General features: G+C 55.3%; 11 protein-coding genes. 3 read left to right on the top strand and 8 right to left on the bottom strand.

What is annotated here, in order from left to right; genetic code table 11:
• Positions 1-52: 52 nt before the first annotated feature.
• The 7 genes from NW838_RS00180 to csx2 all read right to left on the bottom strand — a co-directional run bounded on the left by NW838_RS00180 (position 53) and on the right by csx2 (position 9101).
• A complete protein-coding gene (locus NW838_RS00180) occupies positions 53-1534 on the bottom strand; it encodes an RAMP superfamily CRISPR-associated protein (RefSeq protein ID WP_414427259.1) in 1482 nt (493 codons plus the stop codon).
• Positions 1535-1564: 30 nt separating this feature from the next.
• Complete coding sequence (locus NW838_RS00175) at positions 1565-2206, bottom strand: Uma2 family endonuclease (protein ID WP_414357350.1); 642 nt, start codon at positions 2204-2206, stop codon at positions 1565-1567.
• Positions 2206-2598 (bottom strand): hypothetical protein, encoded by a 393-nt coding sequence (locus tag NW838_RS00170; protein WP_414357349.1) that lies wholly within the window; start codon positions 2596-2598, stop codon positions 2206-2208. The genes NW838_RS00175 and NW838_RS00170 overlap by 1 nt, the downstream gene beginning before the upstream one ends.
• 24 nt (positions 2599-2622) lie before the next feature.
• The gene (gene cmr4, locus NW838_RS00165) at positions 2623-3393 is read right to left on the bottom strand and encodes a type III-B CRISPR module RAMP protein Cmr4 (RefSeq protein ID WP_414352079.1); all 771 of its coding nucleotides are present in this window, start codon (positions 3391-3393) and stop codon (positions 2623-2625) included.
• Positions 3394-3440: 47 nt separating this feature from the next.
• Entirely contained in the window at positions 3441-4580 is a 1140-nt protein-coding gene (locus NW838_RS00160; protein ID WP_414357346.1) for a type III-B CRISPR module-associated protein Cmr3, read from the bottom strand.
• The gene (gene cas10, locus NW838_RS00155) at positions 4577-7564 is read right to left on the bottom strand and encodes a type III-B CRISPR-associated protein Cas10/Cmr2 (RefSeq protein ID WP_414427258.1); all 2988 of its coding nucleotides are present in this window, start codon (positions 7562-7564) and stop codon (positions 4577-4579) included. The genes NW838_RS00160 and cas10 overlap by 4 nt, the downstream gene beginning before the upstream one ends.
• Before the next feature lie 202 nt (positions 7565-7766).
• On the bottom strand, positions 7767-9101 hold the full coding sequence (csx2, locus tag NW838_RS00150; RefSeq protein ID WP_414357344.1) for a TIGR02221 family CRISPR-associated protein: 1335 nt from the start codon (positions 9099-9101) through the stop codon (positions 7767-7769).
• Positions 9102-9267: 166 nt separating this feature from the next.
• Here csx2 and NW838_RS00145 point away from each other — a divergent pair, with 166 nt between their 5' ends.
• Positions 9268-10017 (top strand): Uma2 family endonuclease, encoded by a 750-nt coding sequence (locus NW838_RS00145; RefSeq protein ID WP_414352075.1) that lies wholly within the window; start codon positions 9268-9270, stop codon positions 10015-10017.
• Between the two features lie 132 nt (positions 10018-10149).
• On the opposite strand, the gene NW838_RS00140 is transcribed toward NW838_RS00145, so the two are convergent.
• A complete protein-coding gene (locus tag NW838_RS00140) occupies positions 10150-10710 on the bottom strand; it encodes a formylmethanofuran dehydrogenase subunit E family protein (protein ID WP_414357341.1) in 561 nt (186 codons plus the stop codon).
• Positions 10711-10856: 146 nt separating this feature from the next.
• On the opposite strand from NW838_RS00140, the gene cas7i reads away from it, so the two are divergent.
• Entirely contained in the window at positions 10857-11708 is an 852-nt protein-coding gene (gene cas7i, locus NW838_RS00135; RefSeq protein WP_414427257.1) for a type I-B CRISPR-associated protein Cas7/Cst2/DevR, read from the top strand.
• Complete coding sequence (gene cas5, locus NW838_RS00130; protein WP_414352070.1) at positions 11705-12304, top strand: type I-MYXAN CRISPR-associated protein Cas5/Cmx5/DevS; 600 nt, start codon at positions 11705-11707, stop codon at positions 12302-12304. Before cas7i ends, cas5 begins: the two co-directional genes overlap by 4 nt.
• Positions 12305-12536: the final 232 nt, after the last annotated feature.

Here is a 12536-nt window from a genome sequence, read left to right as displayed (position 1 = left end):
CACACTAGGCCACCCTATATTGCGTAGCGTCTGGGGGGCTCGGTGTTGTGTATTAGAGACAGGGTTCAATAAAGCCCCGCAGCCGCTTCTGAAAGAGTTTCTGGAATTCCTCTACCGACTCTGGCAGATTCCAAAATGAATCTTCGGAGTTGGGAATGAGGGTGGATCCCCGCCACCAAGGAGCTCTACCGCGGTCTTGGCGAGAGTAGCAGGGCCTTCTTGCCCCCTGGCCAATACCTCCCAGGTGAAACAGCATCCAGGTCAGATTCCGAAAGAGCTTTTGCACCGCTTTCTGGTTCTCCTTTGAAGCATGGTTGTGGCACTCCTCAGAAAGGCTGAGAATGAGGATCCCTTCTTGCTGTCCAGCAGGATTCCCCCTTCCCGCTTGGTTGAGTTCCGGCTCTGGTTGAGTTACTCGCCCCTTCAAAAGATCCACATGGATCCAGCCATGTTTTTGCTGGGGAGTGATGGCCCCAAAAAGTTGCCCCTCCCATTCCTGCACCTGCTTCACGGGCAAAACACCCAGGGCAAAGGTTCGAAACCAGTAGCGCAGCATGTTCTTAAAGGCTACCGGTCGGACTTCGGCAATTGATTTGTTGTCATACCGGTTCCTATCAGGTCTCCAGTTGACCACTTGCCGCCCGTGGATCAACTGACCCTCCAGCTCAAAAGGCAGCCGCAAGAATTCTCCCTTGTATTGAGATAGAGTTTTGCCAGTTTGAATCAGCCGACCGTAGCCGGTATTGACTTGGGATCCCACTCCTTGCTCCAGCCCGCGGATAAGCCATTCTTTCACTTGGGCTAACATCTCGTCGGTGCAGCCTGGGCCTTTGCGCAGGCCAATCAAAAAAGTGGCTTGCTTGAGAGAAAAGAAGAGGTTGGGATTAGGTGAGTATTCAAGATTTTGACCGTTCCACTTCCAGATATTATTGGCAATATCGACAGCTAGACCTCCTGTTTTGGAATTATCAGGATCCCCTTGTCTTTGAGGCCGGGTTGGCACGGGGTAGGCATCCAAAAAGATCACCTTGCCAGCACTATCTTTATCCTCAGCTTCCAGGTGCCCAAGCCAGGGTGCCACTGCTTTATCTGCCTCCTCCCAAGACAGATTGTGCTTCCGCATCAACTCTCGAATAGCCTGGGTGCGGGCTACCCCCCGCAAGGTGGAGCTGGGAATGTAGGGGATCCCCAAGTGATCAAAAGCGGGCAGCAGCATGCTTTCCGGGCCTTTGGCTCCACCCACCCGAATTCGCCAGGGACAGGTGACCTGAAAAGTGTTTTTTTCTCCGGCAATGCGTTTGATGCGAGCATTTAGAACTTGCAGGCGCGCTCCGTAGTTTGCCTTTGCTTCTGCCTGGTGCACCAGATCGACTTTGGCTCCGTCTTTGAAAGGAGTTGCTGGAGCCCTCATCCAACGCAGATATTCAATAAAGCTAATAAAGCTCGCTGTGGGATCTGGGCTGGGGTTGGGATCCAAGGGATGCCCTAGCCAGGGAGAAGGTTGTGGAGCGTTGGCAGGACGATTGCTAGGCATTTGATCTTCTCCTAAAGCTGGAAAGCAGTATTAGGAATTGCGAAGCGTTTCCCGAAATTCGCGCAACATAGCGCTGGTGCCAATTTCTAAGGCGCGTCGAATAAGTTGAGGTACAAGACTGGAGATGTCGAAGTCTGGAAAAAGCCGGCTGCAGCTCGATTCTACGTAGTCTTCTCCCTGCAGAATAAATATCCGCAAACTTCGCTCACCCAAGAGCCAAACTTCCGGCACGCCAATAGCTTTATAGGCATCGATAAAGGTCCGGGAAGTAACGTCGGACTCAATGGCCAGATCAGGCGGGGGCAATAGATCAACATCAATTCTTCCCTCACACCCTCGCACCTGCTCCAGGTGATGGACATAAAAGCAGGTGTCAGGCTCTACCCCAGCACTGCCAGACTTTTTAAGGGTTGTTGAGCCAAAATCTTCCCAGTCTCTCCCTTGAGAATCGAGAATGGCTGAGACAATGTATCCGGCAATGCGATGAGGGCGCTCGTGTTTGGATAAGGGAGACATAATCTCTAAAGTGCCGTTGTAATAGGCAACGCGAGTGTGGCGGTCTTCCCCTAACTCCTCCAAAATGCTCTCAAAGTCTTGCCAAGTCAGCGAATGGATGACCACTTGGCTTCCTTCACACAGGGAAATAGACTGGATTGGAACAGCTACACTCATTAGTCCCCTCCGCTAACGTCATGGTAAATGGCTGTAGCCCAGAAGCTGAATTCTTGCGCCAAAGCAAGTCCCAGTCCTGTTAAGCCCAGGTACTCTTCAACTCCCAACCCCATGAGACGATCCAGGCCGTTGGATTTGGCAATTTCGTTTTGACCGGAGATCTTTTCTAGGCAATCGAAAAACTCCTTGACCACCTCTTTTTTGCCCTCTTGGCTAAGGGCGTCTTCTTCGGCCTTGAGGCGCAGCAGGCCCCAAGTAGAAAGATAGGTGTAGAGCTCCACAGCCTGGTTTTTTTGCTCTTTTAGCCTTTCTGGATCCCTGGTTTGTGCTCTGAGCTGGCACAGGGATTCGTAAACGGGCTTGGCCAATGTACGCGGGTCAAAGCTATTCATAAAACCTCCCTCCTAGGTTGAGATCTAGTTCAAAGACAGCTCCACAAAGCCTCGGCCCAAGCTTTCCTGGCCGCCAATCTGCATAATCTGGTTGGATTGCAGCAGATCTCGAAACTCTTTCATTGCCTCCTCAGAACTGCCATTTGCTTGGGCTGTAACCCCCCAGGTAAAGTACATCAAGCTATCGGGAGGAATAGCCTCTTCGTAGCGGAAGCCTCCTTCCACAACCTTGTGCTCGCTAAGCTTGACTTTCACCTGCCGCCACAGGCTCATTTGAATGAGGGTGGCACAGTGCTGATCTGGTAAAACAATCACGCGACTGATATTAGGATCTTTGGTGTAGCTCTTCCATTCCGACCATTGTTTGAGACCTTCTTTGAGAATGGCATCTTTGAGGTAAATGGGTCGGTCGGCCTTCAAGCTCGTACTGTAGGGATCCGGCACTGACAGATTCTGGCCTGTTAGCCGCAGCCAGCGCTTGAGCAGAAGCGGGCAGCTTATCCACACCACCCCGTGGCTGAGGGAGGGCACCGGGATCCAAAGCAAGGAGCCATCTCCAATCCAAATGGATCCCTGGGTCAGCTGATCCCCTTCCCCAATTTCGTTGCCAAAGAGCTCAAATTTTTTGTGCTTATCAGTCACACTGGCCCGCAACCTGCCCCGGATGGTGCTGGAAGGGATGTAGGGCAAATGGGTGTGGGATTCGCGGGCAATCCCCAAGAGGTTGCCTTCTTGGGTGGTGCCGCCAGTGTGCAGGGGAGTCAATAGATGGAGGTAGGCAATCTGAAAAGTCATGGATGGGCTCCTTTTGCGAGTAAGTATTCAAGGACTGAAAGCAAAACTCAGTTGGCCCAAGGCAGCCATAGGAGCTCGCTATAGCCCAACAGCCGCCAGCGGTGGAACACGTTGAGCCGGCCATCTTCTAGCTCGGGCTCTTCTTGGTTGAGGGGGGCCGGCTGCTCCAGGTAGTAGATACTGCCAGGGGGCGCGGCAAAAACTTGGGGGGCGGGCAGGCTCATCTGCCGCTGCTCTGGGGGGCGATCCACCCGCAGGCGTCCACTGATGGCAACGGGCTTGCCGGTGGCCACGCTCACCAAGGGGCCGGTGAGGGGATGGGCGGGGTGGGGAGTGGCCAATCGCCATTCCCACGGCCAGGCGCGGCAGAGGGAACGCCCGTCCACCTTTTTGATGAACACACCTGGGGTCGCTAAGTAGGCCAAAGCGCGTCGGGCTTGGCGAAAGGTAGCCTGAGAAAGGGCCTGCAACTGCTGCCACTGCGCCTGCAACTTCGGACAAGGGGCTAGCAAGGCACCGTGGCCTTCTCCCCCCAGCCGCACAACCACTTCTTGCTGCAGGGGCAAGGGATCCCAGGCTTCGCGATCGGGATCCCAGCACTCGATGGAAAGGGCCAAACTCCAGCCCGGCTGAAGACGGATACAGGTCTCCACAAAGTAGCCATCGGCTTCTCGCACTTGCCGCTTGCTCACCTGCAGAGTGTTGTGGGGCCGTACTTCATACTTCAACGGCGGCTTGACGGCCTGGCTGAGATCCCAGCCTTTGCCTTCCAGCGCCTTTTGCACCACCTCGAAGGGCAGGTAGCCTCCTGTTTTCTTCTTTTTGCTGCTCTGGCTGCCTTCGGGTTCCTCCTCTGCTGGCCTCAGGGACACCAACGGGGCTGGCCGGGTGGGATCCCAGCGGCAATGGAAGTAGGGATCCGTCTTGTCCAACCAAGGAACGGGAACAAGGGGGAATCCGTCTTCCAGATGCAGAGGGGCAGGGAAATAGAGCCTTTCGTCATGGCAGAGAAAGGGGCCCCGCAGCCGCAGCGTCAAGGGCTGGCCCAGGTAAGCCTGGATAGCACCAGCAAGGGTATGGCCGCTAGGGGGAAAGCTGCTGTTGGCCCAGGCCCGCTCTCCCGGGGCAAAGGGCTTAGCATCTCGAAACATCCACACATCCAAGGGTGATAGGGTAAACCAACTCATCGGCCGTTCCTCCCCAATTTCACGGTGCGGTTGCGCAGCACAAAAGCCGCCAGCTTGAACCAGTTTTTGATCTCCAGATCCCACTCCTGGGGCTGGGCGGGCAGGCTGTGCTGCCAAAAATGCTGGATAAACTCCACAAGCTTGTTCTGGAAGTGTTCTTTCTGCTCCGATTCCTGTTTGAAGAGATCCCGGCGGCTGCAGAACAACCGGGCCCACTCGCGCACTGCCTCTAGGCTCGGAGCTGGGTGTTGCTCCCAAAGCTGGGCCGCTTGTTCAAACAAAGAGCTTTGATCCTGCTGCTGGCCCATGAGCTTCCAGTCAAAATCAAGGAGATCCTTCCACTTGTCGAACGTGTCGAACTTGCTGGTGCTCACCAGTTGGTTGCCATTGGCAAACAGCACCCGCACCTGCACGCTGTCTTTGGGGCAGCCATGGGCATAGAGGTGGCCCTTGGCTTCTTCTTCCGCTTGCCAAAGGTTTTCCAGGGCAATGGCCAGAGGCACCGAGTGATGGGCAATCACCACGCCGAAGCTGATGGTGGCTGCGAATCCCAGGGTAAAGAGGGGGCGCCGGCTCAAACCTTCGGGAGGCCGCCCTTTTTTCCACTGCCAGTAGTCCCCCAGGTTCTCAAACTCCCGCCAGTCATCCTCTCCCCCCCGGAAACACTGGCGAATATCCCACAGCCAGCCATCCCACTCCCAGAGGTTGGTGTAGGCCAAAACGTCGTCCCCACCGGCGTAGATGAGCTTGCCTGCATAGCGTTGCTCTGTTAGGTAGGGCACCAACTGGCCGGAAAAATCCAGCAGGGCGCGGCTTAGGGCGCTGTGGGTGGCAGGCCCCATGCGCTTGCGGCTGTTTTTGACAAACTTCTGAAAAGCGTCTTTGACTTGCTCCAGCTCCTCCTTGTCCTTGCCAAAGACCTCGCCAATGGCTTCCGTTTGCCCGTTGGCCAGCCGCTGTAGGGGTTGAGGCAGATAGTCGTAGTAGGATTTCATCTTCTCGCCCCTGAGCCATTTGCCCATGTCGTCCCCATCCCCGGCAGCCAGCACGTACCAACTGGCGGGGTTAACGCTGGGGTAGTAGCGGCCTAGAAGCGTCTCGATGTCCTGCCGGTAGCTTCTTTGCGTTTCCTCGTCCAGCTCCAGGTCTTCCACCAGCCAACCGGCATTGAGCAGACGGGGATGGTAGCACAGCTCCTGCTGGTCGGCCCACGGGATCCCCCATTTGCCCCGCATTTCCCGCAGCACCCCTCTGACCTCCGGGTAGCGGGCCTCCACTGCCTGACAGGCCTGCTCGTAGTGCTCTCGTTCCCGTCGCCCTTGGGTTTTGAGGTAGCCGGCTACGCCAGCGGTGAGATCCGGGTAGGAAGCGGCAATCTGGTCTTCATCCAGCTCGCGGAAGAGCTCCGGCAGCACTTTGTACAAGCCCCGCTTGAGGGTTTCGGTGGCATTGAGCTGTTCCCGGCCATCGAAGAGCCCGGCCTGCCGTTGCCAAAGCCGCCGACTCTCCCCTTCTGTTATCCACCCCTGCCGCGGTGAGGGATGCACCACCGGCCCCAAGCCCGAAACGGTGCTGCGCGGCCCAAACGCAACGGGGAGCTGCCAATCGCGGGCCTGCTTACAAGCTGCCTGTAGGCGCCGACTTTGCTCCACTGCGGCTGCCCACCAAGATCCCACGTTGAGTCCGGCCTTGTATTGGCGGCGCTCTTGCTTTTTGGGATCCCAAAAGCTAGCCCGCAGAAACTCCAGCTCCTCATCCCCGAAGAGCTTTTGCTTGGCCTCTAGGTGATGGGTGCGGTTTTGGGCACTGACCCAGGGATCCTCATCAATGGAAACCTGAGGGGGCTTGAGGATGCCGGTATCCTTGAGAGAGTGAGCCGGGGATCCCAAGGGCACGGCTGCCCAGTAGTGCTGCCACTGGTGCTCTAGCCATCCCTGCCAGGTGGGATCCTCTGGGTGCAACTGCCTCAGCCAGCGGCGATCCCCCTGCAGGTGATCCAGCACCCTCTGGGCCAACTGCTTCCATTCTTCCTTGAGGGTCTGCTGGGCAAACTGCATGGCCGCCTCCACCCGCTCTTCTGGCAGCAGCAGCAGGAGCACATTGGGAAAGCCGGCGGTGAGCAGGGCGTTAGGCGAAGGCTGAGGGATCCATTCTTCAAATTCGGGGTACTTCTCCCGCAGCCAGTAGTCGATTAGTGGCTGGCCATAGAGGCTGGGGTAGAGTAGGCAGTCGGGACCGTATTTTTCAGCTAGTCGCCAACTTATGCGAGCAGAAAGGTAGTGCAGCAGCCAGGAGCCAGCCCAGAAGTCCCGCATTTTGCGGCTGGCTTTGATCAGCTCCTGGATGGGGTTGAAGGTAAAGCTCACCAAGAAGGGACGCGCGAACTTGGGCTCGTCGTAGCCGGCCAAACATCCCGCTAGGGCTGCGGTGACGCTGGCGTGGCTCCACAGGGATCCGTCTGGCAGCCGGGTTTCTGCTGGCAATAACAGCAAGCTTTCATCCCCAAACTCCTGACAAATAGCTTGGGGAAAGCACCGCCAAAACCACCAAAACACTTTTTGGGGATCCTCCTCTTGCCAAACCCAATCGGGGATGGCGCTCTCCTCCCGTTCCATCAGGTAGTCTGCACGGGAGCGGGCATCCTTGAGGGCTTGGTGTTGGTCATCGGCCAATTGCCAAAAGCGCTTGCGCCCGGAGAGCAAGTGGCTCATTTCTAGTCCAAGACCCAAGTTGCGATCCTCAACTTGATAGTTGATGGCTATGGGCAAATGGCCAATGGCCGCGCGGTCGCTGGCCGAGGCGATGAGATCCGCATCTCCCACACCTCTGAGAGGGGATCCCTCGGCTTTGGGAGAAGACCATCCCTGCATCGCCGCCAGTCTGGTCCACAGCCCTTCCTTGGAGCGGCCAGTCCTGTCGTGTAGGGCTTTGAGGGCGGGATCATGTAACAGACCCCAGAGCTTAGCTTGCCAGTAGTAAGACATGGTGTTTTCGCTGGAGAAACAGAACAGTTAGGAACTCCTCGAACAAGGAACAAAACCCCGGTAGCCACCCGATGTCGTGGCTACAGAAGCTACAAAACAAAATCGATCTGATCCCGGCCAGCCCTCAGTTTTCTTCAGTATTTCTCAATAGCCGTTGTTTGACCAAAAACCCAGAACCTGAGGGCGAACCGATGTCTTTAGCCTACGGAGAAGTGGAAAGATCCCCTTCCAACTTCCCTTCTGCCCAGGTCAATTTGGGAAACAGCTCTTCCAGGCCAGGCAGCAGGTCTTGCAAAACAAAGCTTTCTAGAGCTTCGCTGTTCAAAGGGTCTGGATTCATCTGCACATGGGCAACATCGTTGCGGTACTGGCTGAGGCGAGACCAGAGATCGGCAAGCTGCTTGGCGTCGGGCACATGGGTGGTAATAGGAGGAAGCGCCTGGGGCTGGTCTTCCCGTGGGATGAGGGATCGGCCCGATTCGCCAGTCGCAGGGGGATCTCCAAGGGGCTGGTCTTTCCGCGGAATGAGGGATGCCAACTGGTGTTCAATTCCCTGCCGCTCTTCTCGTTCGAGGTAGTTTTGGATCCCCTCACAGAGGCAAAGGGCGGAGACCACCCACTCCCGGGCCAGTAGAAGAGCTTGGGTGATGAGGCGCTTTTCTACATACCAGCGCAGCAGTTGAAATTGCTTTTGAACTTGGGCTTTGGGATCCGAAGCCCTGTCCGCGGGTAGAGCCAGTTGGCTGTAGCTATCCTGAATGCTTCGCAGCAGCAGGCCAAAAGGCTTGGCAAATTGACCCACCTCTTGCTCCAGATCCGCGGTGGAGTGCTTTTGCAAATTGGGCAAGTCCTCTTTTAGGAGATTGACAGGTCTTACCAGTTCAAGAGAGCGGGAAACATTGCGGATGGCTCGGCCAAAGCTTTGCAGCCGAGTAGGTCTGGGATCCCTTTTGCCGAGCTTTGGTTGGCGGTAAAAGTCCCGTTGAACTGTATCCAAAAGTTGGCCCAACTCCAAGGCCGAGCCGGTGCTGATGAATTTGTCGGTAGCTGTCAGCCAGTCCAAAAGACGAAGGGCGGGGGTGAGATCGATGATGGGTGTTTCCTGCTGGTCTTTGAGATAGAGACCGTAGTACAGCCCCTGAATATTTACATTCTTGGCCTTGCGCAAAAGGGCGGCTCCCAAGAGCACCAGTACGGGGATGGAGCGAAAGGCGTGGGTGATATCGAAAACCAGCCGCGTATGGGGCTCGATGCTATCGACCAGCACATCGAAGATCTCCCAGGTCTCTGCCTCGGTTTTCCCTTCAGGAATGGCCTTGGCAATTTTCTCCACGTGGGGGGGTAGGCAGTCCTGTAGATGCTTCCAATGGGTGTCATGTGCTTCTTGGGTTAGCAGCACAATCACCCTCTCGATGTCAAAGAGCTGACAGAGGGCTTTGGCAACATAACGGGTTCTATCGGCTTTCCGCTCCCCAAAAACATACACCGTCTCGCTGTAGGGGCTGGTGCCTAGAGTGGTCAAAAGGGTCTTGGCCATAGGGATCCTCTCGATGACGGCTTTCAAGCATTGAAGCACGGGCATCTTCAAGCTACTGCAGCTTGGAAGCCCCCCCTTCTCAAGTTGCCTGGAGAGGGTTCTGGGTTGAATGTTGCCCTATCCTCTCACGAAAAGTGGCATCCTCTGCTCAGCCGGTGCCAGAAAGATGGGGATCTCTACCCCCAAAATTGAGTGGAGCCATCTTGCCGCTGGATTTGGATCCCTGCTCGACAACTGTTTCAAAACGGTGAAGGTGGGGGATGTCAGAGCTAGCCTAGACAGAGATTCGGCCATCCTAAACAACGGGGATCCTGTGATGCTATCGACTCCAGAGTTGTCCATTTCAGGTCAAAAGCTAACTCCCGAACAGTTTCTGGCCTTGCCGGAGGGGGATATTGTCTATGAGCTAGTCGATGGGCGGGCCGTCTCCAAAAACGAACCCATGTCGCCAAAACGCTTCCATGCTCGTCTCCAACCGGTGTTGTGGCAAATTTTGGAGGACTGGTGCTCTAGCCCTGAGTGTCCTAAGCCTGGGTCAGCACATACTGAGTGGGCAGTTGTTTTAACACGAAAGGCAGAGCCCTGGATCCCGATTCCCGACCTCACCTACATCTCCAACGAGCGATTGCCAGTTGAGGCCATGACCGATGAGCCTTGTTTTGCCATTCCCGAGTTGGTGATCGAGATCCTTTCTCCTGGCCAGAGTTTTGGAGCCATAGCTCAGAAGGCAACCGATTATCTAGAAGCTGGGATCCCCAGGGTTTGGGTGGTGGATCCCCAAGCCAAGAGCATCACCGTCTTCTATCCCGATGCCCCGCCGCGCACCTTTACGGGATCCCAAGCCATTCAAGATGATTTCCTGCCGGGTCTAAAGGTGATCCCTCAAGATGTATTCGCTCAAGCCCGGATCCCTTAGGGGGTACCTAGCGAGCCCACGATAATCAGAGTTAGTTCCAGAAAGAGAGCATCCGGCAGAGGTGGCCACCCATCTAGGTCTGGAGCTGATTGGCTTAGGAATGCCGAAGGGATCCCGCAGTGATATTCCCTGCTAGGGGCTAATGGCGAGACGGAAAAGCTTCTCATCGGCCAGTTGAAGAACTTCCTGCCCTGCAGCCGCCAGTTGTTCCGGGGGCAAGTTCCGGTATTTGTCAATAAACTCAGGCAAAACTTGAAACTCCACCCGCTTGCCGGTCTCTCGGTGGATGACCACGCTGCGCATTTTTTCAAGAGATTCGACCTCCACCAGCTTCAAGTTCAACTTGCCCAAACTGGCCCCTGTTGCAGCATGCAAGCCATCCACAATGCACACGAACGGGATCTCTGCCGGCGACTCGTGAATGACCTCCACCAGAAAACGGTTCCTAGAAGTGTGGGGAGTTGGACTCATCAAGCCCAGCTCCTGCAGAGCGCGCATCCCCATGCGATAGCCGACCACGGCCCAAGGCCCAGCTCCGCCATGAATTTCCGTTACTCGCTGAACGGCTGTCGCTGTCGAGTCCGTTGCAGAACTGGTGACCGGATGAGCTGTCGCCGGCGCTCCCAGAGTTAGCTGAAGTGCAATCAGCAAAAGAGAAAGCTGCTGTGGCTTGGCAATGGATGACAGGTTCATAGGCAGCGAGAGAGCTGATAAAGAGGAGATGGGTCAAGCCATCCTAAGCTCTACCCTTCGAGGTTGCCTATGCGGGGGTAGGGGATCCAGCCCTCTTTTGGGAACTCTTCCGAAAATCACCTCCTGGCTGAAGAGGGCTAAGACCAATGGTATTCATCACTACCCTGCAAAAGATCCTCTGGAAAAATGAGGTGCACACTACCGTCTCTGCTGAAGCAATCCGTTGGGCCCTGCGTTACTATTGGCAGGTCTCAGGGAATGGCTGCGAAGTTAACCGACGTTGGAATGATCAAACCAACGACAACGAGTGGCAAGCGCCTAACTTTGATCCCGAGCGGTATATCGATGATGATGTCCTAGGCTTTATGCGTGCGGAAGGGGCTAAAGTAGATGCCTCAGACGAAAACTCATCCAGGAAGAAGGGAGAGAAGTTACCAAAGGGCACTACCACTGCTCGGCGAGGTGTTTTGGAAGTAACTCGGGCAGTTTCTACTCGACCCTACAGCGGAGATGTAACCTTCAACGCGAAAAGTGGCCAGAAGGGATCCACTTCTCTCTACGGAACGGAAGTCCATGCTACTCGCTATCAGTACGGCTTTGCAATGACTCCTGCTCGGCTCCACCGGCAAGACCGAGTAATCGAAGTGTTAAACGGACTGGTTTCGTTGGGGGAAGTAGCCGGCAATCACTCTCGCTTTCTCTATGACTTTTCACCGGATAGCATAGTCCTGCGCTGGACACACGACTTTTCGCCACGCCTACTCTACTGCTTTGAAGAAAACTCTGATGGAGAAATCAGCATGCCGGACTTAGTGCGTCGAGTGCAAGTGGGGGATATAGATCCTCAAGAGCTATGGCTGGCAGGAGCTGCTGCCGAAACTGAGGACGGGGAGAAGCTAGACCGGTTGGGTGCTCATGTAAGCTCAGGCATTAAATCAACAGTTGATCAACTTATCAGCTTGATTAGGCAGCAAATTTCTTGTGAGGAGGCAGCATGATTCAGCTCCAGGTTGAGGTGCCTATCGCCTGTTTTCGTCAATCTTGGGCCAGGGAGTTTGCCGAAACTTATCCAGTGCCGCCACCGGCTACTGTTTATGGAATGTTGCTTTCCTTGCTGGGAGAATGGGATCGGCATCGATATTGCGGATCCCAACTGGCAATTGCTCTCCTGAGCCAACCCCAGCTTTCTACAGTGATCCGTACCCTTCGTCGTTTTAAGACAAAAGATATTCAACATCCAAACAATGCCCGTCCTGACTACCAACAATTGCTGACCGATGTGCAGATTGCAGTTTTGGTCAACGGATCCCTTGCTCATGACCTAGAAAGAGCCTTTGAAAATCCTGAATTAATTGACCGATCTGGGGGACTAAGCCTAGGAGAGAGTCGTGACTTAGTTAACTCGGTAAGACCAATTCAGAAAGTCCCTTCAGGGGGAAGATGGCTAATTCAAGATGAGGATGGGATCCTGACCTTGCCGTATTGGGTTGATCACGTGGGATCGCGGGATACTCGCTGGCGAAGATACTCACTCCGAACTCTTGAAGGTGATGATGTGCCGGAGTTAGCCTGGACGGAAATTTGCCCAAACTAAGCCGTGAGAAGTGATTTTCCTCTGATTGCCGTAAGGCGTTGAGCACTACTGGAGCGTAGCGCGCAGTTGACGAAGTGGGCAATGATTTTCCTCTGATTGCCGTAAGGCGTTGAGCACGTAGAGCCGGCCGCGTGCCCTCTGGTAGACCAGTAGTGTGATTTTCCTCTGATTGCCGTAAGGCGTTGAGCACAATGTCCCACGGCTTATCGGCGGGGCTGTAGTCAGGTGATTT

The organism is Synechococcus sp. R55.2 (assembly GCF_047462075.1).
Taxonomy (GTDB): domain Bacteria; phylum Cyanobacteriota; class Cyanobacteriia; order Thermostichales; family Thermostichaceae; genus Thermostichus.
This window is presented reverse-complemented; position numbering and strand designations above follow the sequence as displayed.

What these genes read in the sequence shown, in the direction of transcription:
- NW838_RS00180 (WP_414427259.1), bottom strand. Translation starts at nt 1,534, where the DNA reads ATGCCTAGCAATCGTCCTGCCAACGCTCCACAACCTTCTCCCTGGCTA.
- NW838_RS00175 (WP_414357350.1), bottom strand. Translation starts at nt 2,206, where the DNA reads ATGAGTGTAGCTGTTCCAATCCAGTCTATTTCCCTGTGTGAAGGAAGC.
- NW838_RS00170 (WP_414357349.1), bottom strand. Translation starts at nt 2,598, where the DNA reads ATGAATAGCTTTGACCCGCGTACATTGGCCAAGCCCGTTTACGAATCC.
- cmr4 (WP_414352079.1), bottom strand. Translation starts at nt 3,393, where the DNA reads ATGACTTTTCAGATTGCCTACCTCCATCTATTGACTCCCCTGCACACT.
- NW838_RS00160 (WP_414357346.1), bottom strand. Translation starts at nt 4,580, where the DNA reads ATGAGTTGGTTTACCCTATCACCCTTGGATGTGTGGATGTTTCGAGAT.
- cas10 (WP_414427258.1), bottom strand. Translation starts at nt 7,564, where the DNA reads ATGTCTTACTACTGGCAAGCTAAGCTCTGGGGTCTGTTACATGATCCC.
- csx2 (WP_414357344.1), bottom strand. Translation starts at nt 9,101, where the DNA reads ATGGCCAAGACCCTTTTGACCACTCTAGGCACCAGCCCCTACAGCGAG.
- NW838_RS00145 (WP_414352075.1), top strand. Translation starts at nt 9,268, where the DNA reads ATGGGGATCTCTACCCCCAAAATTGAGTGGAGCCATCTTGCCGCTGGA.
- NW838_RS00140 (WP_414357341.1), bottom strand. Translation starts at nt 10,710, where the DNA reads ATGAACCTGTCATCCATTGCCAAGCCACAGCAGCTTTCTCTTTTGCTG.
- cas7i (WP_414427257.1), top strand. Translation starts at nt 10,857, where the DNA reads ATGGTATTCATCACTACCCTGCAAAAGATCCTCTGGAAAAATGAGGTG.
- cas5 (WP_414352070.1), top strand. Translation starts at nt 11,705, where the DNA reads ATGATTCAGCTCCAGGTTGAGGTGCCTATCGCCTGTTTTCGTCAATCT.